The sequence below is a fragment of the Ruegeria aquimaris genome (genome assembly GCF_025751555.1).
Lineage (GTDB): Bacteria > Pseudomonadota > Alphaproteobacteria > Rhodobacterales > Rhodobacteraceae > Ruegeria_B > Ruegeria_B aquimaris.
Window position 1 is genome coordinate 1 of the sequence record NZ_JAOWLB010000001.1, and the last position, 25,063, is coordinate 25,063.

Here is a 25,063-nt window from a genome sequence, read left to right on the forward strand (position 1 = left end):
AAGCTGGTCTCCATCGCAGATACCAGCTTGAATCACGTTCAGCGCTGCCTGTGAATCCCTTTTGTCAACACGGCCTAGCAAGCTATCACCAGCCGTATTGGCTATCCGACCTCCGAATTTTTCTATGATCGGATCAACGATCGTTTCACGCAAAGCTTGGAATGCACGAACGGTCCCTTCCTCGTCCTTGGCGACTAGGCGCGAGTAGTCAACAACGTCAGCTGCTAGAATAACGGCTAATTTTCGGTCAGAGTTTTCGGTCATTTCAGACTCATGGCTGTTAGCCCTCCCCCTCCAGTTTTGCACACTTAGCCAGATGTCGTCGAGAAGAAGGCGCGGGACCGCTTTGGGCTCAAACCAGACGTTTGCTGCAAAGAGACCAAATGACCGGTCTCGGCTGTTTCATGGGTCTGCAAAGCCACTTCCCCCACACCCCACAACAAAAAAGGCCGCGCAATGCGCGGCCTTTTCCATGTTCTGGGTCCGAAGCTTAGCGCTTCGAGAACTGGAACGAACGGCGGGCTTTGCGCTTGCCGTATTTCTTACGCTCGACCACGCGGCTGTCGCGGGTCAGGAAGCCGGCAGCCTTGAGCGCGCCACGCAGCGAGGGATCGTAAAGTTGCAGCGCCTTCGAGATGCCGTGCTTGACCGCGCCGGCCTGACCGGTCAGGCCGCCGCCCTTGACGGTTGCCATCACGTCGAACTGACCCTCGACACCGGCCACCTGGAACGGCTGGCGCAGGATCAGTTGCAGCACGGGACGTGCAAAATAGGTGTCCTGGTCCTTGCCATTGACGATGACCTTTCCCGAACCCGGCTTGATCCAGACGCGGGCGACCGCGTCCTTGCGCTTGCCGGTGGCATAGGAGCGGCCCAGCTCGTCGCGAACGGGTTCGCGCGGCTCGTCGGCGGCCAGGGTTTCGAGGCCTGCGACGGCGCCCAGCTCTTCGAGAGTATTGATCTGATCAGCCATCGGTTTCAGCTCCGGGTGTTTTTCTTGTTCATGGACTTGACGTCCAGAACTTCGGGGGCCTGGGCGTCATGCGGGTGCTCGGCACCGGCATAGATGCGCAGGTTGGTCATCTGCTGGCGCGACAGGCGGTTGCCCGGCAGCATGCGCTTGACGGCCTGGAAGACCACGCGCTCGGGGTGAGCCCCCTCGAGGATCTGCTGCTTGGTGCGCGACTTGATGCCGCCCGGGTGGCCGGTGTGCCAGTAGAAGTGCTCTTCGCGCTTCTTGCCGGTCATCTGCACCTTGTCGGCATTGATGATGATGACATTGTCGCCCATGTCCATATGCGGGGTGAACGACGGCTTGTGCTTGCCACGCAGGCGCATGGCAACGATCGACGCAAGACGGCCCAGAACAACGCCCTCGGCGTCGATCAGGATCCATTTCTTGTCGATGTCTGCAGGTGTTGCAGAAAAGGTTTTCATGGCAGGATGGTCCTGTTTGATGTGACAGACCGGACGCAAGCGACCGGCCCTGATCCGATGGGCGGGTTCTAGAGACTGCCAACACCCGCGTCAAGCAGGTTACCTTTGAATTTCTTTAGTATTATCAGTGTCTTGAAAAATCGGTATTATAATACCCCAAAAATTCAGACACTTATTTGCTCCGGAGGATTGTCGAGCAGCCCCCTGAGGCGTTGCATCGCATCCTCGAAACGTTCAAGCGAGACATGAGCGTTGATCGCGATCCGCACGGCATTGGGTGCGCGCCCGTCGCGCAACGCGAACTCGTCGGCGGACCGGACCTGAACTCCGATGCGCTCTGCCGCCCGGGTGAAGGCCGCCGAACGCCACCCCGACGGCAGCCGCAGCCACAGAAAGGGAACGTCAGAATCCCAGACGAGATCAAAGGCGCCCAGGGTGTTGACGGCAACCCGCACGTAATCCGACATGCGCTGGCGCACGGCGAGCGCCAGAAGCCGCGCGCGGGGATCGGACAACAGCAACCGGGTCAGTTCCGCCAATGGCTGTGCCAGGCCAAAGTAACCATACTCGGCCGATCGGCGCAGTCGCGCGGCCTGCTCCACAGGCGCGATGGCAAAACCGACACGCAACGACGGGGTCAGCGATTTCGAGATAGAAGACACATGCCAGCCCCGCTCCGGCGCCAATGCGCGATAGCTCGGCGCTCGCGGCTCTCCGATCCGATAGCAATCGTCCTCGATGATCTGAAGGTCATGCTTGCGCGCAACCTCGATCACTTCCTTGCGCCTTTCCAGAGGCGAGAAGCTGCCGGTCGGGTTCTGGACCTCGGGTGAAACACACACCGCCTGCCCCGGCATCTGGCGCGCGGCCAGATCGAGCGACATGGGATCGATCCCCCATTTGTCCATACGGATACCGGCTACCTCGGCCCGCATCAGCTCTGCGGCCCGGCGAAATCCGGCATATGACAGGTCCTCGACAAAGACCACCGGTTTGGGACCGCTGAGAATGCTTTGAAAGACAACACACAGGCCGCTCTGCCCACCATGGGTCAACACGATGTCATCCGAGCTCAGATGCCCCAAGGGCAATGGCGACAGCCATTCGACAACCGCCTTGCGCACCCCGACATATGCGTCGCGAGTCGGATAGTTCAGGAACATGGCGGGATCGCCCTGTGCGATCTTGTTCAGGCACTCGCGAATCACCGAAACCTGCCCAACGTCCGGCAGGCGCGGGCTGAACAGGCTGACATGCTCGTCGTCCTGCTCTTCCAGCTTGTACAATTGCCGTGACCAGACATCGTCCAGCACCGGTTTTTTCGGCGGCGCCACGAATGTGCCGCGACCAACTTCGGCCGACAGAAGCCCTTCTTCCGTCAGGATGGAATAGGCGCGCGCCACCGTCCCCGGCGTAATGCTCAATTTATAGGCAAGCTCCCGCACCGGCGGAAGTTTGGCCCCAACCTCCAGAGACTTGTTTTCTATGCCTTTTCGGATGGCATCGGCAACCAGGGTGTACTTGGGACCCTTGGTGGCAGGGAGAGTATCCGGCCAAATTGTACCCATTACAATCTTTCCTTTGATCTCCATACATTCTTAAATGTACCAATCTTATGTACCAAGTACATTCACATTGTGTCAATACAATTCGAAAGGAACCCGTCATGACACGCGCAATGCCCTCCTCCGCCCTCATGCTGCTGAACGCCAGCCCCCGGCTGCCGCTGATCGCCGCACTGGCCGTGGGTTTTGCTGCGACCGTGACCAAGTGGGAACAACGCCGGCGAACCCGCCTGAACCTCGGAAAGCTGGACGACCGCCTGTTGCAGGACGTCGGCCTTACCCGCAGCCAGATGCGCCATGAAACCGCCCGCAGGTTCTGGCAGGGCTGACAGAAATCCCCAGTCCCTTCATTGGGACCTCTTCACTGGCCGGGGTTCGCCCCGGCCTTTTTTCATGAGAACGAGGCCGCAGCGCTGCCCGCCGGCGGAATGGAATAGGTGAGCGTCGCCCGTGCCACCGGTTTATCCGATCCGTCCGAGAACATCAGCACATCGCCCACCGCCAGCGTTCTGCCCAGCTTGAGCAGACGGCACTCGGCGATCATCTGGGCACCGCCTTCGGGCTTGCGCATGAAATCCATCGAACAATTGGTGGTCACCGCCAGCGCCTGGCGGCCCAAGCGCGCCAGGACCATCGCGTAGACACAGACATCCGCCAGCGCAAACATCGAAGGCCCGGATACCGTGCCGCCGGGCCGCAGATGCCGCTCTGCCGTCAACAGGCGCATGGTTACCGAGTCTTCGGTCAGGGCGTCGATGGCAAAATCCTCGCGCACCTGGGGAAAGACCTCGGCCAGGTATTGCGACAATTCCTCCTTGTTCAACGCCAATGCCATGCTTTCCCTCCCTGCCTAGTGCGCCTAGAGTTGCCCCGACTTTGGCAGGGAGGGCAAGATGGCAATTCTGGAACGTCACGACACGGGGGCAATCGCGCATCTGGAAATGAATGCACCAGAGCGGCTGAACGCGCTCAGCGACGAGATGCTGGCGGCGCTTCAGGCAGAGTTCGACACGCTGCGCGATGATCGCTCGATCCGGGCCGTCATCCTGTCGGGCGCGGGCAAGGCATTTTGCGCGGGCCACGACCTGAAACAGATGACCGCCGGACGACAGGCCGAGGACGGCGGCAAGGCCTATTTCAAGGACCTGTTCGACCGCTGCGCCCGGATGATGATGACAGTTCAATCGCTGCCGCAACCCGTCATTGCCCGGGTCCATGGCATCGCCACCGCCGCGGGCTGCCAGCTGGTGGCCACCTGCGACATGGCCGTCGCCGCCGAGGGCACCCGGTTCGGGGTCAATGGCGTCAATATCGGCCTGTTCTGCTCCACCCCCATGGTGGCGCTCAGCCGCAACATCCCGCGCAAGCAGGCCTTTGAAATGCTGACCACCGGCCAGTTCATCGAAGCCACCCGCGCTGCGGAACTGGGGTTGGTCAATCGGGTGGTGCCTGCTCAGCAGCTTGCCGACGAAACCCAGACCCTGGCCGCAACCGTCGCGGGCAAGCTGGGTGCCGCTGTACGGATCGGTAAAGAGGCGTTTTATCGCCAGCAGATGCTGCCGCTGGATCAGGCCTATGCCTATACCGGGGATGTAATGGTCGAGAACATGCTTTACCGCGACACCAAGGAAGGCATCGCCGCCTTCATCGAAAAGCGCGACCCTGATTGGAACCAATAGCCCGCCAACGTGATCAATCGCGGAGAATTGTTTCCAAACGAAGCCTTTCAAATTGGGCAACAACGTGGCAAAGGTAGGGCAAGGCAGATGCCTTGCTGACTTTTGGGTCGCCGTGGGCGGAAGGTCCCTCCAGCCGTTCTCTCTCACCGGCGCTGACATTCCCGCAGCGGCGACCCCAAAATCCCCAAATTGAAGAGTTTCGGGCAACCCGCAAGCGCAGGGTTGGCTGTTCTATTTCAAGCGGATCCCGCCTGCCCCGTTGCGCCGCGTCGCGCGCTGCCCTATGTGGCCACTCATGACAGACAGTTTGCATATCGTGGGCGGCGGCATGGCCGGGTCCGAAGCGGCCTGGCAGGCGGCGGAAATGGGCGTAGACGTGGTGATTCACGAAATGCGGCCAAAGGTCGGAACATTTGCCCACCAGACCGGCAACCTGGCCGAAATGGTCTGTTCCAACTCTTTCCGGTCGGACGACGATGAACAGAACGCCGTCGGCTTGCTGCATTGGGAAATGCGCGCCGCAGGCGGATTGATCATGTCATCGGCCGACGCCCATCGCCTGCCTGCCGGCGGCGCCCTGGCCGTTGACCGCGACCCGTTCGCCGAGACGGTGACCAACCGGTTGCGCAACCACCCTCGTATCTCGGTCACCGAGGAAGAGGTCACCGACCTGCCGAAGGACGGCCAGTGGATATTTGCCACCGGCCCGCTCACCTCTCCGGCCCTGGGAGAGGCGATCCGGCACCAGACCGGAGCGGATTCGCTGGCCTTCTTCGATGCGATTGCGCCGATTGTCTATGCCGACACCATCGACATGCGCCGTGCCTGGCTGCAATCGCGGTACGACAAGGGCGAGACCGAAGAGGAACGGACCGCCTATATCAACTGCCCGATGGATCGCGACCAATACGAAGCTTTCATCGACGCGCTTTTGGCGGCGGACAAGACCGAGTTTCATGAAGGTGAAACCGCCACCTATTTTGACGGATGCCTGCCGATCGAAGTCATGGCCGAACGCGGCCGCGAGACCCTGCGCCACGGTCCGATGAAGCCCGTGGGCCTGACCAACCCGCACCAGCCGGACGTCAAACCCTATGCCGTCGTGCAACTGCGCCGCGACAATGCGCTGGGCACGCTCTATAACATCGTAGGCTTTCAGACCAAGATGAAATACGGCGCGCAAACCTCTGTTTTCAGGATGATACCTGGACTGGAAGAGGCCGGTTTCGCGCGCCTGGGTGGCATCCATCGCAACACGTTCATCAACTCGCCGACACTTCTGGACAGCCAGATGCGGCTCAGGTCGCGGCCCAACATCCGCTTTGCCGGGCAGATCACCGGGGTCGAGGGTTATGTGGAAAGCGCCGCGATGGGGCTTCTTGCCGGACGGTTTGCCGCCGCCGAGATGCTGGGGCGCGATATCGCTGAGGTCCCGCACGACAGCGCCATGGGCGCGCTGATCCATCACATCACCGGCGGCGCGGATGCCAAGACCTTTCAGCCGATGAACGTCAACTTTGGTCTGTTTCGCCCGGTCGACGGGTTGAAAGGCGGCCGCAGAGGGCGCAAGGACCGCTACAAAGCCTATACCGATCGGGCCAAGGCCGCGTGGAACGATTGGTTGTCTCATTCCTGACTGGACGGAAATCGCGGCCTGTGCCTAACATCGGACATGATCCTGCGGTTTCTCAAATCGTCTTACACGCTGTCCTCGCCAAAGGACACTCAGGCCCATTACGACAAATGGGCCAACAGTTATGACGAGGAACTGACCGACAACGGCTATGCAACGCCCGACCGGCTGGCGCGCGCCCTATGGGAGAAGCGCCCGGACGGCCAGATGCCGGTTCTCGATTTCGGCTGCGGTACCGGCTTGTCGGGGCTGGCCCTGCAACGGGCCGGTTTCCAGATACTTGACGGCATGGATCCGACCCCGGGAATGCTGGAGGCCGCGCGCGAAAAAGGGATCTATCGCGATCTGACGGGCTTTGCGATCTCCGCGCCGCCGCCAGTCCCGAAAGGGGTGTATCGAGCGATTGCCGCCATCGGCGTCATCGGTCAGGGCGCGGCGCCACCCGAAACCGTCGATCTCTTGCTGCATGCCTTGCCCAAGGGCGGTATCCTTGGGTTTTCGCTCAACGACATCGCCTTGGCTGAGCGGGCCTATGTAGGGCGGTTGAGCGAATGGCTGGACATGGGCGCCGCGCGCCTGCTATTGCGCCAGTCCGGGCCACATTTACCTGGAATAAACTTGAACTCTGACATCTTCATCGTTGAAAAAGCGTGACTTTCACCACCCGCTTCGCTCCGTCCCCAACAGGGCCGTTGCATCTTGGCCATGCCTATTCGGCACTGCTTGCGCATGATCGCGCGCGGGCCGAGGGCGGGCGGTTCCTTCTCAGGATAGATGACATAGACCAATCCCGCGCCCGCCCGCATTGGGAAGCGCAATTAATGGATGATCTGGCCTGGTTGGGCGTGACCTGGGACGCGCCGCCACGACGGCAATCCGACCACACAAGAGAATATGTCCACGCACTCGACCAGTTGCGCATGGCGGACCTGACCTTTGAATGCCGGTGCAGCCGCCGTGACATCGAGAGCGCCGCCAATGCCCCGCAAGAAGGCGTACCCGCGTTTGGTCCCGATGGGCGGATCTATCCAGGCACCTGCCGCGACCTTGATCTGCACCCTTCGTCGGAAACCTGCTGTCGGCTGAACATGGCCCGGGCCTGCGCCACGGGATTGCCCGCCCAGTTCCTCGAAACTGGCCCCCGCCACGCCGGGCAGCACAATCTGTCGGCGGACAGCCTGATGCAGACTGTGGGCGATGTGGTCCTCTCACGCCGCAACATGGCGGCCTCTTATCATCTGTCTGTCGTTGTCGACGATGCTGCCAGCGGCGTGACTCATGTCATCCGGGGCGAAGATCTGTTTGAAGCGACATGCATCCATGTGCTCTTGCAATCGCTGCTGGGCTTGCCAACGCCGGTCTACCATCACCATGGCCTGATCCGCGACGATCAAGGCAAGCGTCTGGCCAAGCGTGACGACGCGCGCGCCATAGCCAGATATCGCAGCGACGGTGCCACCCCTCAGGATATCCGCCAAATGGTCGGTCTCTGACCTCAGACCTCGGGCTGCATCAGTTCCACTTCGGCCCCGTCCCGTACCGCCGTATAGAAACAGCTGCGCCGGTTGGTGTGGCAGGCCGGTCCGGTCTGACGCACAGTGACCAGCAGGCAATCCCGGTCGCAATCCACCCGCAAATCCACCAGTTCCTGCACATGGCCCGAGCTTTCGCCCTTGATCCAGAAGCTCTGCCGGGACCGCGACCAATAGGTCACGCGGCCACTGGCCAGCGTCCGCTCCACCGCCCGTGCATTCATCCAGGCCATCATCAGAACCTCGCCCGTTGCCGCATCCTGGGCAATGGCCGGGATCAGACCATTGGCATCATACTTTAGTGTCGAAGCGTCGAAGGACATGGCCAAAAACCTTTTGCATCCGGAGTATCGCCCACTATGTATTGGGAACCGGCCAAGAGGGAAAGCCATGTCCACGGAAACCGATCTGATCAAGCTCTATTCCGGTCGCATCCTTGCGCTGGCCGCGGATATTCCGCATCTGGACCGGCTCGATAACCCGGATGCCACGGTCAAGAAACGCTCGCCGCTTTGCGGATCGACCGTCACCGTTGATGTCAAACTCAAGGATGGCCGGATCGCGGAGTTTGGCCAGGATGTCAAGGCCTGCGCGTTGGGACAGGCGTCGGCTGCCGTGGTCGGCGGCGCGATCATCGGTGCAACGCGGGCTCAGGTGGAAACCGGGCGGAATCAGCTCAAGGCGATGCTCAAGGAAAACGGGCCGGTGCCCGACGCACCGTTTGAAGGGCTCGAAGTGCTGATGCCCGCGCGCGAGTACAAGAACCGTCACGCGTCGATCCTGTTGACCCTCGAAGCGACGGCCGAGGCGATGGCAAAGGCGGAACAGGCAAACTGCGCCTGAGCCTGCTGCGGCCTCTCCGCCCATCACAGATTGCTTGCCACGCGAGATGCTTCGCGGCGTAGCGTGCCGCCTGAAAAAAAACCGCCGCACCTTCGATCAGGAAGGGCGGCGGCAGGTTATGCGTCTCTCGTACGGGGTCCGGTGGCGGTGCGCCATGGGCCGAGGCGGGGCCCAGGGAAGGGTATCGGGATAGGCAGGTCACCCTTGCATCGAATGGGACAGGATGCGCACAGCGCCGGAACGAGATCGCAGGCAGAAACGGTTAAAGGACTCCGGGCAGGTGGAGGGCGACCATGAGCATGACCATTAGCGAGGCCGCGCCAATTGCATCCTGCAACAGCGTGCCCTGGGAACGGGACAGAACGTTCTTGATCTGGGTCACCATCAGCTTTCCTCCTCGCCATCAGTTAATCATTTGTTGACCCTTTGTTCTCATTTCTTCGCGAGTCGATCAAGAACTTTATGAGAACATTTGTGAACTTTTTGGCAAATCAGGTTTATCCTACTGAAATCAAACGAATTGCCTGATCCTGTTTCATCAGCCACAACAGCATCCGCGCGGCCTTGCCGCGCGCGCCAGCCAGATCGGGGTCTGCTGCAAGCAACGCCCGTGCGTCGCTTTGCGCCAACGCCATCAGGGCCGACTGCCGTTCGAGATCGGCGATGCGAAACTTGGGCAGTCCGGATTGCGCCGTGCCGATAAGGTCGCCTGCCCCCCGCATCTGCAAATCGGTTTCGGCGATGCGAAACCCGTCTTCGGTCTCGCGCAAGACCTCCAGCCTGCGCCGCCCCCCTTCGGTCAGCGGCGCCTGATACATCAACAGGCAAGTGGACTCTGCGTCGCCCCGCCCGACCCGGCCGCGCAACTGATGCAACTGCGCCAGACCAAATATCTCGGCCCGTTCGATCACCATGATCGTGGCGTTGGGAACGTTCACCCCCACCTCGATCACCGTTGTGGCAACCAGAACCTTGGTCTTGCCGGACTGAAAACCGGCCATGGCCGCGTCCTTGTCACCCGGCGGCATCTGTCCATGCACCAACCCCACGACCCCTTCACCCAGCACGGCACGCAAGCGTTTGAACCGCTCTTCGGCGGCGATCAGATCGCTCACTTCGGATTCGTCGACCAGCGGACAGACCCAGTAACACTGTCGCCCGTCGGAAATCGCCCTGCGCAGATGGCCAATCACCTCGTCCAGCCGATCGGTACTGACAATGGCCGTCCGGATCGGTTTGCGGCCTGGCGGTTTCTCGTCCAGCACCGACACGTCCATATCGCCATATTGGGCAAGTGCCAGGCTGCGCGGGATCGGGGTCGCAGTCATCACCAGAACGTCTGCCCCTACGCCCTTCTCGGCCAGCTCCATGCGCTGACGCACACCGAACCTGTGCTGTTCGTCGACAATCGCCAGCCGCAAATCGTGAAACGCGACATCCGACTGGAACACAGCATGGGTTCCAACCAGGATCTGGATATCTCCGCGGCTGAGCGCATCCAGTTTCGCCTGGCGCTCGCCACCCTTGTCGCGCCCGGTCAACAGTTCGAGCACCACACCGGCCTCTTCGGCCAGGGGCTGCAACCCTTCGAGATGCTGGCGCGCCAGTATCTCGGTCGGTGCCATCATCACCCCCTGCCCGCCCGCCTCTACCGCGACCAGCAATGCCATGAAGGCAACCAGCGTCTTTCCCGCCCCGACATCGCCTTGCAGCAGCCGGTTCATCCGCTCGGGCCCCGCCATGTCGGCGGCGATTTCCTCGATTGCGCGGGCCTGCGCGTCAGTCGGCCGATACGGCAGGCTGTCCAGCACTTTGGACTGCAAGTTGCCAGTGCCGACACTGGAGATACCACGTGCCTTGCGCTCCCGGCGGCGGGCCAGTGCCAAGGTCAGTTGATGCGCAAAAAGTTCGTCATAGGCCAGCCGCACGCGCGCCGGTGCCGTTGGCGTGACATCCTCCAACCCGTGCGGCGCATGCGCATCGCGGATCGCCGTTTGCCAGTCCGGCCAGCTTTCCCGCCGAACCAGCGCGGGATCTATCCATTCGGACAACTCCGGTATGCGAGCGAGCGTGCTCTGGGCGGCCTTGTAGGCCGTCTTTTGTGTCACCCCTTGCGTCAACGGATAGACCGGTTCGAACTCGGGGATCTCATCTGCGTCGGATACCGGCAGGATATGATCGGGATGCACCATGTTGGCCATGCCGTCGAACAGTTCGACCTTTCCCGAGACAACACGGCGGGCGCCTTCCGGCAGAACCTTTTTCAGGTAATCGCCCCGCGAATGGAAAAAAACCAGCTGGAAATCCGTTTGCGCGTCCTCGACGAATATCCGGTAGGCCCCGCCACGGCCACGCGGTGGCCGGTGCACGCCAACCGTGATTTCGACCGTCAATGTCGCAGGCAAATCGGCCCCGGCAATCGTTGTCCGGCGGCGCCGATCCACAACGGCATAGGGCAGCAGAAACAGAAGATCGCGCGGCGTTTCGACATCCAGATGGGCAAGAAGCTGCGCCGTCTTGGGCCCCACCCCTTCGAGCGTTTCCAGTCCCGCAAACAGCGGGAACAGCTGTTCCGGCCGTCCGCTCATAGGTCCCCGATCAGGCGCAGCCAGCCATCCTCGTCCAGCGTCTCGATCCCCAGATCAGCGGCCTTCTTCGCCTTGGACCCTGCCCCCGGCCCCGCGACCAGGATATCGGTTTTCGCGCTCACCGATCCCGCGACCCGGGCCCCCAGGGCCTCGGCGCGCGCCTTGGCTTCGGCTCGGGTCATGCGCTCCAAGGTGCCGGTGAAGACAACCGTCTTGCCCGCCACCGGGCTGTCGGCAAGGGGCGCGTCCGGCGCGACAATGGTCAGCTTTTTGGTCAGGCGGTCGAAGGCTTTGCGTTCATCGGCGTTGGAAAACGCGTCCGACAGAGAAAGGCCAAGGGTCGCGCCGATCCCGTCGATGCCGGTCAGATCCGCCCATGCCGCCGCAGCCTCGGCTGGCACATCGCTGGCAAGGATGGCGCTGGCGCGCGTCTCGGCGATGCGGGCACGGCGCCCTTCCTCGGCGGCGGCGGCACGCTCCCTTTCCTCTGCCGCATCAGCAGCCCGATGCGCCAGAGCGGCGGGTCGCGCGGTATCCAATGCCGCGGCCATGGCGCGCCAGTTCTGATAGTGTTGCGCCAGATCCTTGGCGCCAACCTCGCCAACATGCCGGATACCGAGGGCAAAGATCAGCCGGGCCAATGGTATTGTCCGTTTCTCCTCGATGGCCTCGAACAGATTAGACGCGGATTTCTCGCCCCAGCCCTCGCGATTCTTGAGTTGCTGTAGACCTTCACCATAACGCGCGCTCAACTCGAAGATGTCCGAAGGCTCCCTGATCCAGCCATCATTGTAGAACTGCTCGACCTGCTTGGCCCCCAGCCCCTCGATATCAAAAGCAGCCCGGCTGACAAAATGTTTCAGCTTTTCCACCGCCTGAGCGGGACAGATCACGCCCCCGGTACACCGCCGGACAGCATCGCCCTCTTCGCGAACCGCCGGACTGCCACAATCCGGGCAGGTCGAGGGGAAGCGATAGGGCATCGCCCCTTCGGCCCTTTGGGACAGGTCGACATCGGCGACTTTCGGTATCACGTCGCCGGCCCGGTACACCTGCACCCAATCGCCGATGCGGATATCCTTGCCATCCCGGATTGTCTGTCCGCGAGAATCCCGGCCGGCGATGTAATCCTCGTTATGCAATGTGGCGTTCGACACGACAACGCCACCGACAGTCACCGGCGTCAGGCGCGCAACAGGGCTCAAGGCACCGGTTCTGCCGACCTGAATGTCGATCGCCTCGAGTCGTGTCCAGGCCAGTTCCGCCGGAAACTTGTGCGCGATGGCCCAACGCGGCGTATTCGAGCGAAATCCAAGACGCGTCTGAAGACTCACGTCGTCGACTTTGTAGACCACTCCGTCAATGTCATAGCCCAAGGTGGCGCGCTGTGCTTCGATATCGCGGTAATGCGCGAGCATTTCATCCGGGTTTGCGCAGAGGCGGGTCAGCGGATTGGTGCGAAAGCCAAGCTGCGTCAGCCTTTCGATGGACGCCATTTGCGTGGTGGCGAGAGGCTGAGAGACTTCGCCCCAGGAATAGGCAAAGAACCTCAAGGGGCGATCCCGGGTGATCCTGGCATCAAGCTGTCGCAGGGATCCGGCAGCGGCATTTCGTGGATTTGCGAATAGTTTGCCCTCTTCCCGGGCCTGACGGTCGTTGAGCGCACTGAAATCCGCATGACTCATATAGACCTCGCCCCGCACTTCAAGAACGGCGGGGGCGCCGCTCAACCGGGTCGGAATGTCGGCAATCGTCAGGGCATTGGCCGTAACATTCTCGCCGGTTTCCCCGTCTCCCCGGGTCGCGGCCTGGATCAGCACTCCGTTTTCATAGCGCAGCGAAAGCGACAGTCCGTCGATTTTCGGCTCCGCCGTGTAGGCTGGTTGAGCTTCGTCGGCTAACCCAAGATACTTCTTGATAGAACGATCGAAATCATAGACATCCTCGTCCACGAAAGCATTGCCCAGCGACATCATGCGCACCGCATGCGCAACCTTAGCAAACTTTTCACCGGGTCGTGCGCCTACCTGATCCGTCGGACTGTCAGGCCGTTTGAGATGCGGAAACCGGTTTTCGATCGCAGCGTTGCGCCGTTTGAGCGAATCGTATTCGGCGTCCGAGATTTCCGGCGCATCTTTCGAGTGATAGGCCAGATTCGCGCGTCCCAGGACATCCGCCAGTCGCGAAAGCTCTTTTGCAGCCTCTTCTTCGCTCATGTTCGGGATAGACTGGTCTGCTGTCATGGCCTCGCCCTGTACCTTTGGTCATCATAACCAGTGATAGGGCGAGGCCATGTTCAGGTCCAGATACTGTCTGTGAGTGGTGGTGCCGCGCTGGACTCGCAGCCGGTGTTCCTGCCTTTCCTATGCGTTTACGGCAATGCGCGAGGGCGGCACTTCGTCCGACTTCGGATCCCGCAACACGTAGCCACGCCCCCAGACGGTTTCGATATAATTTTTGCCCCCGGTTGCATTGCTGAGTTTCTTCCGCAGCTTGCAAATGAACACATCAATGATTTTCAGCTCGGGCTCATCCATACCACCATAGAGATGATTCAAGAACATCTCCTTGGTCAGCGTGGTCCCCTTTCGCAGGCTCAGGAGTTCCAACATCTGATACTCCTTGCCCGTCAAGTGCACCGCCTGCCCCTCGACCTCGACCGTTTTGGCGTCCAGGTTCACCGCAATACATCCGGTTCTGATGATCGACTGCGAATGTCCCTTTGACCGGCGCACGATCGCATGAATCCGCGCGACCAGTTCCTCGCGATGGAATGGTTTCGTCATATAGTCGTCGGCACCAAATCCGAAGCCTTTGATCTTGCTTTCAGTATCATCGACCCCGGAAAGAATGAGAATAGGTGTTTCGATCCGCGCCAGACGTAGTTGGCGCAGGACTTCAAGGCCGTTCATGTCGGGGAGATTCAAGTCAAGAAGGATAAGATCGTAATCATACAACTTGGCGAGATCGATCCCTTCCTCGCCCAGATCGGTCGCGTAGACATTCAAACTGGCATGCGTCAGCATCAGTTCGATGCTTTTCGATGTCGTCGAATCATCCTCAACCAGAAGTATGCGCATCTCGTTTCTCCGTCTTCACCTTGTTCAGATTTGAAACCAACCGTGCCGAACAAAGGTTAACTCGACGTTATCGATATTTTTTTATGCAAAATCAACCTAAAGTTGTCGATACTTTTTTAGCAAAGTAGCTTTCAATCCATCTTTCCCGTGCTCGGCAAAGGCCGATACCCAGCTGTTGAACTCCTCATCACTCAACCCATAGGTATTTTTCGCTTCGGACAGCGGAATCAGCCCGTACAACACCCCCCGAACCACAGCGATCTTTCGAGACGCGACCCATCGTCGGGTCGTCGCCGGCGGCAGATCCGAACGTGTCATTTTGGTTCCATCCGGCAGAGTGACTGACCGGGGGCCTTCAACCTTTCGCAAGAACATCACCTATCCCTTCTTGTGTCAGGGCAACATTGGCGACAGCCTACTTAATGCGGGGTGAAACCGCCCCTTGAGAGTATTTCGGATTTTCCTATATTCTGCCGGTCTTCCTTAATCGTCAGGAGCTGCCCCAATGGCGCTGGACACCGAAACGCCGCTGAACTCGCTTGGCTTTGCCAAACCGCCCTCGGAAACACGTGTGGTGGTTGCCATGTCGGGTGGCGTCGACAGCTCGGTCGTGGCCGCCTATCTGGCCGATCAGGGCTATGACGTGGTCGGCGTCACCTTGCAGCTCTACGATCACGGCGCGGCCCTGGCCAAGAAGGGCGCCTGTTGCGCCGGGATCGACATCCATGACGCCCGCCGCGTTGCCGAGGAACGCGGCTTTCCTCATTACGTGCTGGATTACGAGAACATCTTCAAGGATGCGGTGATCGACGAGTTTGCCGACAGCTATCTGGCCGGTGCCACCCCGGTGCCGTGCATCCGCTGCAACGAGCGGGTAAAGTTCAAGGACCTGTTGGAAACCGCCCGCGATCTCGAGGCCGACTGCATGGCCACCGGCCATTACATCCAGCGCAAGATGGGCCCGAACGGGCCCGAGCTGCATTGCGCCGAGGATGCCAACCGCGACCAGTCCTATTTCCTGTTCTCGACCACGCCGGAACAGCTCGACTATCTGCGCTTTCCGCTGGGCCATCTGCCGTCAAAGGACGCGACCCGCGAAATGGCGGCGCAATACGGCCTGGCCGTGGCCGACAAGCCCGACAGTCAGGACATCTGTTTCGTGCCCAACGGCAATTACGCCAGTGTGATCGAGAAACTGCGCCCCGGCGCCGCCGAACCGGGCGAGATCGTGCATGCCGATGGCCGCGTGCTGGGCAGCCACGAGGGCGTCATCCACTACACGATCGGCCAGCGCCGCGGTCTGGGCATCGGCGGCCTCAGTGATCCGCTTTATGTTGTGCGTCTGGACGTGGACAGGAAACAGGTTGTCGTCGGCCCCAAGGAGATGCTGGCCACCCGCACAATCCCGGTTCGCGAGATCAACTGGCTGGGTGATGAAGCATTCACCTCGCGCCCCGAATGGCATCTGTCGGTCAAGGTCCGCTCGACCCGACCGCCGCGCGAAGCCATCGTGCGCCCGATCAGCGAGACCGAGGCCGAGGTAGAGCTGCTGACGCCCGAGGAAGGTGTGTCGCCCGGGCAGGCCTGCGTGTTCTATGCAAGCGAAGACAGCCGCATCTTTGGCGGCGGCTGGATCTGGCGTGGGTATTGAGACGCTTCAAACCCCGCGCCTGACCCTCTGCCCGATGCGAGCAGAGCATGCCCCTGCCCTGCATGCCTTCTTCTCCGACCCGCAGGCGATGCGGTTCTTTGGTGACACCCATACCGATCCGGCCCAGACCGAACGCTGGGTCGCCGGGACATTGGCCGAACCGCCCGAGCGGTGCCGCGAATATGTGTTGCTTCAGGACGGTGTGGCGATCGGCAAGGCGGGACTGTGGGCGGCACCCGAACTTGGCTTCTTTCTGCGCCGCGACCGCTGGGGCCAGGGGCTGATGCGCGAAGCCTTGACTGCGCTGATACCGCATCTGTTCGCGACCCTGCCCCTCGACCATATCCGGGCCGATGTCGACCCGCGCAACGCCGCCTCGCTTGCGCTTTTACGACACCTTGGATTTGTCGAAACCCATCGCGCCAGCCGGACGATCCAGATCGGCGGGGAGTGGACCGACAGCGTCTATCTCAGGCTTTCCCGCCCGGATCAGACCAGATCGGTGCCGCTGTTGGACAGGACATAGAGACCCGCGCCCAGCATGACCCAGGGCGCCAGCGCCTCGAGCCGGGCGGCCCAGCGGCCCAGCCCCCGGCGCAAGCCAGCAGCGGCCAGACCGCCCACGCCGAGGGTCAGCGCGGCAAAGGCAGCTCCCGCCAGACCGGCCCTGCGAAAGGCCGGTGCCGAGTCTGCCAAGAGCGGCGCCAGCACCGAAAAGCTGTCCAGCGACAGGCTCAGAAACAGGACTGCGGTGGCCACAAGGCCCCGCCGCATTGGCACCCGCTGTTCCGCCTCTAGCTGTCCACGCCTCTGCGCGACGATGCCGCGAAGGCCCAATGCCAACGGCACCAGTCCCAGATAACCGGTCCAAGTGAGCGGCAGACTGGACACCCCCAGCGTCACAGCAAGCGCCGCGCTCAGAACCACGACCTGTGCCAGCAGATAGCCGCCCACGGCGGCGCGCGACCCCGTGGCTACCACAAGCGTCAGCAGCAGCGCCAGATTGTCCAGATTGGTCAGGATCTGCGCCAGTGCCGCCGAGGCGGCAAAGCCCAAAAGCGCGCTCATCGCGTCAGCCGGTCCAGCACCGCCTGTGCCGCGCGCAGCCCGGGCGGAGGGCCACCCCGGCCCAGACGCTCCATCGTCAAGCGCATTGCTGCGTCCTGCGCGGCAGGGTCGGCATGCACCGCTGCCAGCCGCGCGGCAATGTTTTCGGGCGTGCAGGCGGGGCCCAGACATTCCGGCACCACCCGTGTCTCGCTGACCAGATTGACCAGAGTCACCGTGTCGATGGTGACCATCCGCTCGGCGATCTTCTGGGTCAGCCAGTTCACCTTGTAGGCGATCACCATGGGTGTGCCCGCCGCCGCCAGCTCCAGCGACACCGTGCCCGAGGCCGCCAGCGCCAGATCGGCGGCGGCAAAGGCCGCGCGCTTGTGCGTGGCGGCCTGTTCAGGCGCCAGCCCGCGCGGATCGACCAGCACCGGCGCACCCGGCCAATCGGCCACATGCTGCGCCACCTGATCGGCCACATGCGGCACCACCGGCACCACCACCCGCATGCCGGGATGCTCCGGCAAAAACCTCTTGAGTGCCGCGCCAAAGACGGGCGCCAGACGCTCCACCTCGCCGCGCCGCGATCCGGGCAGCGCCAAGAGCAGCGGCGCGTCGCCAAGCCCCAGTTCGTCGCGCAGTGCCGCGATCTCGGCGCCGCTCGCCTCGGGCTCCCCCACCACCGGGTGACCGACGAAATCGCATTCCATCCCGGCGCGCTCAATATACGGCGGCTCAAACGGCAACAGCGCCAACACGTGGTCGATTACCTTGGCCATCTTGTCGGCGCGCCCGGGCCGCCAGGCCCAGACGCTGGGCGCCACGTAATGGACGGTGCGGATATCGCTCGCCGCTTTGACCCGCCGCGCCACACGCAGGCTGAAATCGGGGCTGTCGATGGTGATCAGGACATCCGGCCGCATCGCCAGAACGGCTTGCGCCGTCTCCTCGATCCGGCGTTTGAGGTGAAAGTACTTGGGAAGGACCTCGACCAGCCCCATGATGCTGAGTTCGGCCATCGGAAAACGGCTCCGAAGACCCTGCGCTTCCATCGCCGGACCCCCGATGCCTTCGAACACCACATCAGGGCGCAGGGTCCGCAGACCTTCCATCAGCGCGCCTCCCAACCGGTCGCCCGAAGGTTCACCCGCCAGGACAAAGACACGCATCAGCAGGCACGCTCCTGCACCATCAGGAACAGCCCGAGCCGGTCGCACTCGGCAATGACCCTGGATTGGTCCAGCACGATCACCCCGCCCGCTTCGATCACGATCCCGGAGAGGCCCGCAGCCACCGCCGCCGTCACGGTATCAATTCCGATCGTCGGCAAATCCGCCCGCCTGTCCTGTCCCGGTTTCGGAGCCTTGTAGAGAACCCCGCCACCGGCATCAGGACGTTGAGCGAGACTGTTGAGCATCCAATCCGTACCAAAGACGCTTTCGATGGCCAGCGCCTGTCCACGATGCACCACACAGGCTTGCCCCACATCGGCGACCGCCATGGCGCGCAGGATCGTCGCGCCGCGCCGCGCATCGGAACTCTCCTGATCGCCTGGAGCACTGGCGGTGACACAGCCCACCGGCAACAACAGATCCGGCGCGATCTCTTGCGCGGCCCGAACCGTCATGCCCGCCTGTTCGATCAGGCCGATCACGGCCCGCAGGGCTCCGTCATCTCCAGTGGCCAAAGCCTGCTGGATCACCGGCACAAGCGGCAGGGTCGCGGTGTCGATCTGGCTGGGATCGACAACAGGCCTGCCCACAGCCCCTGCCATGCAAACCTCGGTCACGCCCCGCGCTTTCAGATCGGCAAGGAAACTGCCCAGATGTTCGATCCGAAAGACCACGTCCGGTTTCAGACGATCCGGCAGGAACCCAGCCATCGAGCAGACCAAAGGTCTGTCTTGCAGCCGGATGGCGACCTCGTCCGGTAACGCGCCGGCGCCTGCGATCAGGGCCAGCATGCTACCGACCCGGGGTCAGATACGACCGGTCTGTTTCACCCAGGATGAACTCGGCAATCTCGCGCACATACGCGCTGTCAAACTCCTGCCCCATCCTGCGCGCCCGGTCCTGAAACGTTCCCTCTCCCTGCGCCAGCATCTGGAAGGCGGCGCGCAATTGGGTGATATCGCTCCTGGCGACACCCCGCCTTTTGAGCCCGACAAGGTTCAACCCGTCCAGTTCACCGCGCGGAGCCTGAACCAGCCCATAAGGTATGACATCGTTGGGGACCATCGTCAGGGCGCCGATGATCGCCCCCCGGCCCACCCGAACCCATTGGTGCAGGCCCGAAATACCACCGATGATAACGTCATCCTCGACAATGCAATGCCCCGCCGCCCCGGCATGATTGACCATGATCACCCGGTCGCCGATCTGGCAATCATGGGCGACATGAACACCCGCCATGAACAGGCAGTCATTGCCGACACGCGTCACTCCGCCGCCACCCGCGGTGCCGGTGTTGATGGTCACATGTTCGCGAATCCTGTTGCGCGCGCCGATCTCCAGCCGTGTTTCCTCGCCGCCGAATTTCTTGTCCTGCGGAATCTCACCGATAACGGCAAAGTTGAAGATGATGGTCTCTTCACCGATGGTGGTATTTCCGGTGATCACGACATGGCTTTTCAACTCGACGCGATCACCCAGAACCACGTTGGGGCCGACGACGCAGAACGGGCCGATCACGCAGTCCTGGCCGATCTGCGCCCCCTGTTCGATGATGGCGCTGGCGTGAATGCGGCTCATTTGCTTTTCTCTCCGGTCAGGTCGACATAAGCGGAAAACTCGGCTTCTGCGGCAACTTCGCCGTCGACGGTCGCAACGCCTTTGAACTTGAAGATCTTGCCCCCCATCTTGCCGCGCAACGTCTCGACATGCATCTTCATGACATCCCCCGGCACCACCTTGCGGCGGAACTTGCAGTTGTCGATATTCATGAAATAGATCAGCAACTCGCTGTCGATGATATCCATACCGACCCCCAGCATGACCCCTGCGGTTTGCGCCATCGCTTCGACAATGGTCACGCCGGGCATGATTGGCGTTCCGGGAAAATGGCCCTGGAAATGCGGCTCGTTCATGGTGACATTCTTGATGCCCACGGACGAAGAGTAGCCGTTGATCTCGATCACCTTGTCCACCAGCAGGAACGGGTAGCGATGCGGCAGAATCCGCTGGATCAACTGGATGTCGGCACTCTTGGTTTCGGTGGTCATGCGGGACAGGTCCTGTATTCGTGCGTGATCATCAGGGATTAGCAATACTGACAGGCAACAGCAAGCAAAGCCGCACCGGTCAGTTCTTGCCGTCCTTGCGCAAGGCACTGCCATCGCCGATCACCTCGTCGATCCGGCTGATCGCCAGCGCCGTGACATCGGTTGAATCGAGACTGAAGAACACCGTCGAACGGTCCAGGATAACGCTGGCGCCAGTATCCCGCATCAAGGCGCCCAGGATCGGCCGGGTCAGTTCCACAAAGGCCGCGCGCGCCGCGTCACCGCGCCGGGCCAAGGCCTCCCGCTTGGCTTCCTGATTCTCGCGGTGCGATTGCACCTTCCGGTCGAAGGCCTCGGCCAGAACGCGAAACGCATCCGGCTCCATCTTGGCGCGCCTTTCGGTCAGGTCCAGTTCCTCGCGGCTGAGTTCGGCGATGATGCGCTCGTTCTCTGCCGCCAACAGCGCGCCTTCTGCCTCGATCTCGTCGATCACCCGCCGTCCATAGGCGGATTTGGCAAACAGGATTTCGCCGGAAATCGTCAGCACCTCGTGCCGGGGCAGTCCCAGCTGTTGCGCCGTCGCAGGCGCAGAGGTCGCGATTGCCAGGGCGACCGCGACCATCAGACCAAGCCGCCACCGCCCTGAGCCGTTGCGTGACATCGCAGATCAGAACCGGGCCTGGATTGTCAGGTCGAAACTCTGTTCCTTGTCAAAGGTCTCTTTCTTGAGCGCCTTGGAGAAGTTGAACCGAAGCGGTCCAAAGGCGGTCGTCCACAGCAGCGAGAAACCGACCACGTGACGGAAGGACCCGTCCGCGCCCACGATGGTTCCGCCTGCCGTGTTCACATCGCTCAGGTCCCAGACGTTGCCGACGTCATAGAACAGGCCACCGCGCAAACCCAGTTCCTCGGGCAGGCCCAGGGGAAACTCTGCCTCGAAACGTGCCACAGCGTAATAGTTGCCGCCAAGCGCGTCGTTCACCCCATTCGACAGGTCACGCGGCCCGACGCCCGCCGGTTCGAACCCGCGGAACGTATTCGGCCCGATGACAAAACGGTCAATCGCCCGGCTAAACCCGTTTCCCTGCCAACTGAAGGCCCCCACATCCACCGAGGCGCGCAACGTGATCTCTTCGTGCCAGACCCGTGTCTGGGCGATCGCGCGCGCGTTGGTCTTGAAATACTTGTTGTCGCCGCCAAGACCCGCCGCATCGACACCGACCTCGAACAGGACACCCGCATTCGGGTTAAGCCCCCCGATCCGGCTGTCATAAGTGTATGTCAGCCCCAGGGAACTCGATGTCAGACGCCCCTGGGCAATTTCGCTGGCGATGACCGCGCCACTGACCGATGTCGCGCTCCGCTTGACCATCTCGCTGGCATCCCAGCGGTATCTGACCTGCAGACTGGACAATTCGCCCAGGCGGAAGGTCAGCCCGGGGGCAAAGAAGCGCCGATCTGTATCGTAGCTGGCAAAGCTCGAATTGGTCGCAGAAATCCCCAGGTCGATGTCGAACTTCAGATCGCGGCCCAGCAACTGCGGTTCGGTAAACGACAGGATGTACTGTTCGGCATCCTGCGCGGTCGACAGGGTCAGACCCAGACGCTGACCGCGGCCAAGGAAGTTGCTTTCGCTGAGCCCGATGGCGACGCCAAAACCGTCGGACACCGAGTAGCTGCCGCCAAAGCTGAGCGAGCCGGTCGGTTGTTCCTCGACATCCACATCGACGATGACCTGACTCGGGGTCGAGCCTTCGCGGGTTTCCACGTTTGCATCGGCAAAGAAACCCAATGCCCGGATGCGTTCAGCGCTCTCGCGGATTTCGCGCGGATTGAACGGATCGCCTTCGACCGTGCGGAACTGACGACGGATCACGCGATCCAGGGTGGTGGTATTACCTTCGATATCGATCCGCTCGACAAAGATACGGGGGCCTTTGACCAGAGCGAACTCGACATCCAGCGTTAGATCCCGGTCGTTTCGCTTGATCCGCGGCTCAACCCGCAGAAAATCGACACCGTTCTTGAGGCCAAGGCGCTCTTGCCGGGCAATCGAGTTCTCCACCAGGCTTGGGGAGTAGACCACGCCAGGCTTGACATTGAGAGCGGCCTGGTAATCGGCGGCGTCCACACCCGGGATTTCGCTGACCGTGGTGATGTTGCCAAAGGAAAACTGTTGGCCCTCGGTTACATCCATGACCAGAAAGAAGGCGTCACGCTCACGGGTGAATTCGACGTTGGCGCTGTTGACGCGGAAATCGACATAGCCCCGCGACAGATAGAAATCGCGCAGCACCTGCTTGTCGAACTCGATCCGGTCGGCAATGAACGTGTCCGAGCGAATGAAGGTCCGCAGCAGACCCGCCTGCTTGGTTTCAAGAATGCGCCGCAGGCGCCGGTCCGAAAACGCCCGGTTGCCGACGAAGCTTACGCGCTCGATCTCGATGGTGTCGCCTTCGGCAATCTCAAAGATCAGATCGACCCGGTTGTCGCTGCGGCGTATGATCCGGGGTACGACCGTCGCCGCCACGCGGCCCTGAGTCGAATAAATCTCGGCAATCGTCGCCGCGTCGCGTTCGGCCTGTTCCGCGGTAAAGACACGCCGTGATTCCGACGCGATGGCCCCCTGGAGGGTTTCGTCCTTGACGCGTTTGTTACCTTCGAAGTTGATCTTGTTGATCGTCGGGAACTCGGTGACCTTGATGATCAGGGTGTTGCCACGCGGAATCATCTCGACTGTCTCGAAGACGCCACTGTCAAGCACGCGCTGATAAGCATCGTTGAGTTGTCCGGCACTGACTTCCTTGCCCCGTTCGAGACCGGTCCGCGCCACGATTGTCGAGCTCTCGATACGCTGGTTGCCCTCAACCTGAACCGACGTAAAGGTATAGGATTGTGCGAACGCTGTTTGCGGCAAGCTGACCAAACTCGTTGCCGTCACCAGAAAAATCGCCGAGACAGAATTCATCAACATATGGCTGCCAGAAATTCGACCGCCACAGTATCTACCTGTGCCACTCCTGTTGTTCATCTTTATTATCAACCCAGATTTCAGCAGACTTTGGTCAGTCAGTACCGGGATTGAGCCGGGTTGTCAAAAGCCCAAAAACGAAAGACGCGGCTCAGGGGCCGCGTCTTGCCTCGGAACCGGAGGACAAAGTTCAGAAGCTGCCCAGAAATGCGCCCAGGAACAGGGCCGCCACAATCGCTCCGACAAATAGAATGCGATCCCAGTTCAACTGCATGAGCAGACCCAGACCGCGATAGGAATGATTCAACATCTGCATGGCAAAGCTCCGGCTTTTTGCGTTTCCATGGCAGACTAGCCGGTGAATATGGCAAGACTTTGGCGCATTTCAAAATCGTGAGGCCGCGCGCGCGTTTACCCGGCACCGGCCGTTCGATCCCTCAGAACGCCAAAGCCTCAGCAAAAAAGATCATTGCTGAGCGAAAACAGCATCAGCGACAGGATCAGGGTGATGCCGATCGCCATCAGCACCCGCAGCACATTGTCGCTGGGGGGTTTACCTGCCACGGCCTCGTAGGCGTAGAACATAAGATGCCCGCCATCCAACGCCGGTATCGGGAAAAGATTCAGCAAGCCAACGGCAGTGGACAGCACGGCGATGAAGGCAATGAAGCTCTGTGCACCCTGGCTGGCGACAGCCCCGGAGGCCTGCGCGATTCCGATCGGGCCAGAGATATTGCAGGTCGATATCTGGCCCGCAATCATGTGCCACAGGCCCGAGAGCGACGACTCGACGATGCCATAGGTGCCTTCGACCCCGGCCATCAGCGCAGCGCCCACCCCCGGAGTCGTGGTTGCCGGCTCGAAAGCCTGCCCGCTTGCAACACCAATCCGCCAGTTGGTCTCGTAGCCTCCTTCTGGCTTTGGTGTGTCGGTCCGGCGCGGCACAAGCAGCAACTGCAACGTCTCGCCCCCCCGCCGGACATCCAGAACCAAAGGTTTTCCGCCAGACCCCTCGACCGTATCCTTCAACTGACGAAACGCGACGATCGGCGTTCCGTCAATGGCCGCGATCACGTCGTCCGGGCGCAGTCCCGCGTCCTGCGCCGCGCTGCGCGGAATCACGCTGCCGACCACCGCCGGATAGAAATGCGGACCGGGTACCACCAACTCGGCACCATCGCGTGCGACTTTGTAGTCCAGCGGGCTTTCCAGCGGCAAAGATGCCTCGAATGTGTTCCATCCAGAGGTTTCGGTTCCCTGGGGCGGAACATGTCCCGCAATCGACACGATCCTGTCACCGGGCTGCAATCCGCTTTCGATCCCGGGATGGCTCGGTGCCTCGCCCACGGTCAAGGGTTCGACCGGAACGCCACGCGCGAAAAAGATCGCCGAGAAGACCAGGATCGACATGACAAAGTTGAACACCGGGCCCGCGGCAACCGTCGCCGCCCGCGCCCAGAGCGGCGCGCCATGCATGGTGCGGCGCAGATCGTCAGGGTTGCGCCGATAGATCTCGGCCAAGGAGTCGCCGTCCTTGCCCGAGGCCGCGTTGGCATCGCCCATGAACTTGACATAGCCGCCAAAAGGAAGCGCTGCGATCTGCCAGCGGGTTCCGCGCCGGTCGACCCGGCTCCACAAGACCGGGCCGAAGCCGATGGAAAACACCTCGGCATGGATGCCCGACCAGCGGCCGACGATGTAGTGACCATATTCATGCACCGCGACGATAACGGATAGTGCCGCGACGAAGGCCGCAATCGTGTACAGCAATCCACCGAATTGCGGAATCAAGCCCAGAATATCCAAAGTCC

27 protein-coding genes and 1 pseudogene are annotated in these 25,063 nt (G+C 61.5%); 8 read left to right on the forward strand and 20 right to left on the reverse strand.

Translation table 11 applies throughout. From position 1 onward, the window contains the following. The 4 genes and pseudogenes from OE747_RS00005 to OE747_RS00020 form a co-directional block, all read right to left on the reverse strand. Positions 1-264 (reverse strand): annotated as a pseudogene (locus OE747_RS00005) (adenylate/guanylate cyclase domain-containing protein); the annotation flags it as partial. Positions 265-490: 226 nt separating this feature from the next. Beyond that, positions 491-973: a 30S ribosomal protein S9 gene (rpsI, locus tag OE747_RS00010; RefSeq protein WP_263826563.1), complete on the reverse strand. Its 483-nt coding sequence runs from the start codon at positions 971-973 to the stop codon at positions 491-493. A 5-nt stretch (positions 974-978) separates the two neighbouring features. Next, a complete protein-coding gene (rplM, locus tag OE747_RS00015) occupies positions 979-1,437 on the reverse strand; it encodes a 50S ribosomal protein L13 (RefSeq protein ID WP_263826564.1) in 459 nt (152 codons plus the stop codon). Between the two features lie 164 nt (positions 1,438-1,601). Continuing rightward, positions 1,602-3,005 (reverse strand): aminotransferase-like domain-containing protein, encoded by a 1,404-nt coding sequence (locus OE747_RS00020; protein WP_263826565.1) that lies wholly within the window; start codon positions 3,003-3,005, stop codon positions 1,602-1,604. A 98-nt stretch (positions 3,006-3,103) separates the two neighbouring features. On the opposite strand from OE747_RS00020, the gene OE747_RS00025 reads away from it, so the two are divergent. Further along, a complete protein-coding gene (locus tag OE747_RS00025; RefSeq protein ID WP_263826566.1) occupies positions 3,104-3,331 on the forward strand; it encodes a DUF1127 domain-containing protein in 228 nt (75 codons plus the stop codon). Positions 3,332-3,393: 62 nt separating this feature from the next. Here OE747_RS00025 and OE747_RS00030 read toward each other — a convergent pair whose 3' ends face one another. After that, positions 3,394-3,837: a PaaI family thioesterase gene (locus OE747_RS00030; protein WP_263826567.1), complete on the reverse strand. Its 444-nt coding sequence runs from the start codon at positions 3,835-3,837 to the stop codon at positions 3,394-3,396. Between the two features lie 58 nt (positions 3,838-3,895). Between OE747_RS00030 and OE747_RS00035 the strand changes: the two genes are divergently transcribed. From OE747_RS00035 to gluQRS, 4 genes are all read left to right on the forward strand, one after another. Further along, positions 3,896-4,681, forward strand: coding sequence for an enoyl-CoA hydratase (locus OE747_RS00035; protein ID WP_263826568.1), 786 nt, complete (start codon positions 3,896-3,898; stop codon positions 4,679-4,681). Positions 4,682-4,976: 295 nt separating this feature from the next. Further along, positions 4,977-6,317 (forward strand): methylenetetrahydrofolate--tRNA-(uracil(54)-C(5))-methyltransferase (FADH(2)-oxidizing) TrmFO, encoded by a 1,341-nt coding sequence (gene trmFO / locus OE747_RS00040; RefSeq protein ID WP_263826569.1) that lies wholly within the window; start codon positions 4,977-4,979, stop codon positions 6,315-6,317. A gap of 36 nt (positions 6,318-6,353) precedes the next feature. After that, a complete protein-coding gene (locus tag OE747_RS00045; protein ID WP_263826570.1) occupies positions 6,354-6,968 on the forward strand; it encodes a class I SAM-dependent DNA methyltransferase in 615 nt (204 codons plus the stop codon). Further along, positions 6,965-7,807, forward strand: coding sequence for a tRNA glutamyl-Q(34) synthetase GluQRS (gluQRS, locus tag OE747_RS00050; RefSeq protein ID WP_263826571.1), 843 nt, complete (start codon positions 6,965-6,967; stop codon positions 7,805-7,807). Before OE747_RS00045 ends, gluQRS begins: the two co-directional genes overlap by 4 nt. Positions 7,808-7,809: 2 nt before the next feature. Here gluQRS and hisI read toward each other — a convergent pair whose 3' ends face one another. Next, a complete protein-coding gene (gene hisI, locus OE747_RS00055) occupies positions 7,810-8,169 on the reverse strand; it encodes a phosphoribosyl-AMP cyclohydrolase (RefSeq protein WP_263826572.1) in 360 nt (119 codons plus the stop codon). Between the two features lie 67 nt (positions 8,170-8,236). Between hisI and OE747_RS00060 the strand changes: the two genes are divergently transcribed. Further along, positions 8,237-8,689 (forward strand): iron-sulfur cluster assembly scaffold protein, encoded by a 453-nt coding sequence (locus OE747_RS00060; protein ID WP_263826573.1) that lies wholly within the window; start codon positions 8,237-8,239, stop codon positions 8,687-8,689. 262 nt (positions 8,690-8,951) lie between these two features. On the opposite strand, the gene OE747_RS00065 is transcribed toward OE747_RS00060, so the two are convergent. The 5 genes from OE747_RS00065 to sciP all read right to left on the reverse strand — a co-directional run bounded on the left by OE747_RS00065 (position 8,952) and on the right by sciP (position 14,732). Then, on the reverse strand, positions 8,952-9,074 hold the full coding sequence (locus tag OE747_RS00065) for a hypothetical protein (protein ID WP_255455737.1): 123 nt from the start codon (positions 9,072-9,074) through the stop codon (positions 8,952-8,954). A gap of 112 nt (positions 9,075-9,186) precedes the next feature. Next, positions 9,187-11,277, reverse strand: a complete 2,091-nt coding sequence (recG, locus tag OE747_RS00070; RefSeq protein ID WP_263826574.1) for an ATP-dependent DNA helicase RecG — start codon at positions 11,275-11,277, stop codon at positions 9,187-9,189. Then, positions 11,274-13,493, reverse strand: coding sequence for an NAD-dependent DNA ligase LigA (gene ligA / locus OE747_RS00075; protein ID WP_404818284.1), 2,220 nt, complete (start codon positions 13,491-13,493; stop codon positions 11,274-11,276). The genes recG and ligA overlap by 4 nt, the downstream gene beginning before the upstream one ends. A 147-nt stretch (positions 13,494-13,640) precedes the next feature. Further along, entirely contained in the window at positions 13,641-14,357 is a 717-nt protein-coding gene (ctrA, locus tag OE747_RS00080) for a response regulator transcription factor CtrA (protein WP_263826576.1), read from the reverse strand. Positions 14,358-14,453: 96 nt separating this feature from the next. After that, positions 14,454-14,732, reverse strand: a complete 279-nt coding sequence (gene sciP / locus OE747_RS00085; RefSeq protein WP_263826577.1) for a CtrA inhibitor SciP — start codon at positions 14,730-14,732, stop codon at positions 14,454-14,456. A 130-nt stretch (positions 14,733-14,862) separates the two neighbouring features. Here sciP and mnmA point away from each other — a divergent pair, with 130 nt between their 5' ends. Together mnmA and OE747_RS00095 are read left to right on the forward strand one after the other, a co-directional pair. Next, positions 14,863-16,008 (forward strand): tRNA 2-thiouridine(34) synthase MnmA, encoded by a 1,146-nt coding sequence (mnmA, locus tag OE747_RS00090; RefSeq protein ID WP_263826578.1) that lies wholly within the window; start codon positions 14,863-14,865, stop codon positions 16,006-16,008. Beyond that, complete coding sequence (locus OE747_RS00095) at positions 15,953-16,534, forward strand: GNAT family N-acetyltransferase (protein WP_263826579.1); 582 nt, start codon at positions 15,953-15,955, stop codon at positions 16,532-16,534. Before mnmA ends, OE747_RS00095 begins: the two co-directional genes overlap by 56 nt. Here OE747_RS00095 and OE747_RS00100 read toward each other — a convergent pair. The 9 genes from OE747_RS00100 to rseP form a co-directional block, all read right to left on the reverse strand. After that, positions 16,498-17,076, reverse strand: a complete 579-nt coding sequence (locus OE747_RS00100; RefSeq protein WP_263826580.1) for a hypothetical protein — start codon at positions 17,074-17,076, stop codon at positions 16,498-16,500. The genes OE747_RS00095 and OE747_RS00100 overlap by 37 nt on opposite strands. Next, positions 17,073-18,230: a lipid-A-disaccharide synthase gene (gene lpxB, locus OE747_RS00105; RefSeq protein WP_263826581.1), complete on the reverse strand. Its 1,158-nt coding sequence runs from the start codon at positions 18,228-18,230 to the stop codon at positions 17,073-17,075. Before lpxB ends, OE747_RS00100 begins: the two co-directional genes overlap by 4 nt. Further along, a complete protein-coding gene (locus tag OE747_RS00110) occupies positions 18,230-19,024 on the reverse strand; it encodes an LpxI family protein (RefSeq protein WP_263826582.1) in 795 nt (264 codons plus the stop codon). The genes lpxB and OE747_RS00110 overlap by 1 nt, the downstream gene beginning before the upstream one ends. Position 19,025: 1 nt before the next feature. Beyond that, positions 19,026-19,811, reverse strand: a complete 786-nt coding sequence (gene lpxA / locus OE747_RS00115; RefSeq protein ID WP_263826583.1) for an acyl-ACP--UDP-N-acetylglucosamine O-acyltransferase — start codon at positions 19,809-19,811, stop codon at positions 19,026-19,028. After that, the gene (gene fabZ, locus OE747_RS00120) at positions 19,808-20,281 is read right to left on the reverse strand and encodes a 3-hydroxyacyl-ACP dehydratase FabZ (protein WP_164126800.1); all 474 of its coding nucleotides are present in this window, start codon (positions 20,279-20,281) and stop codon (positions 19,808-19,810) included. The genes lpxA and fabZ overlap by 4 nt, the downstream gene beginning before the upstream one ends. A gap of 79 nt (positions 20,282-20,360) precedes the next feature. Continuing rightward, on the reverse strand, positions 20,361-20,942 hold the full coding sequence (locus OE747_RS00125; RefSeq protein ID WP_263826584.1) for an OmpH family outer membrane protein: 582 nt from the start codon (positions 20,940-20,942) through the stop codon (positions 20,361-20,363). Positions 20,943-20,948: 6 nt separating this feature from the next. Next, positions 20,949-23,255 (reverse strand): outer membrane protein assembly factor BamA, encoded by a 2,307-nt coding sequence (gene bamA / locus OE747_RS00130; RefSeq protein ID WP_263826585.1) that lies wholly within the window; start codon positions 23,253-23,255, stop codon positions 20,949-20,951. Between the two features lie 187 nt (positions 23,256-23,442). Next, positions 23,443-23,568 (reverse strand): hypothetical protein, encoded by a 126-nt coding sequence (locus OE747_RS00135; protein ID WP_263826586.1) that lies wholly within the window; start codon positions 23,566-23,568, stop codon positions 23,443-23,445. A gap of 137 nt (positions 23,569-23,705) precedes the next feature. Beyond that, on the reverse strand, positions 23,706-25,058 hold the full coding sequence (rseP, locus tag OE747_RS00140) for an RIP metalloprotease RseP (protein ID WP_263826587.1): 1,353 nt from the start codon (positions 25,056-25,058) through the stop codon (positions 23,706-23,708). Positions 25,059-25,063 lie beyond the last annotated feature (5 nt).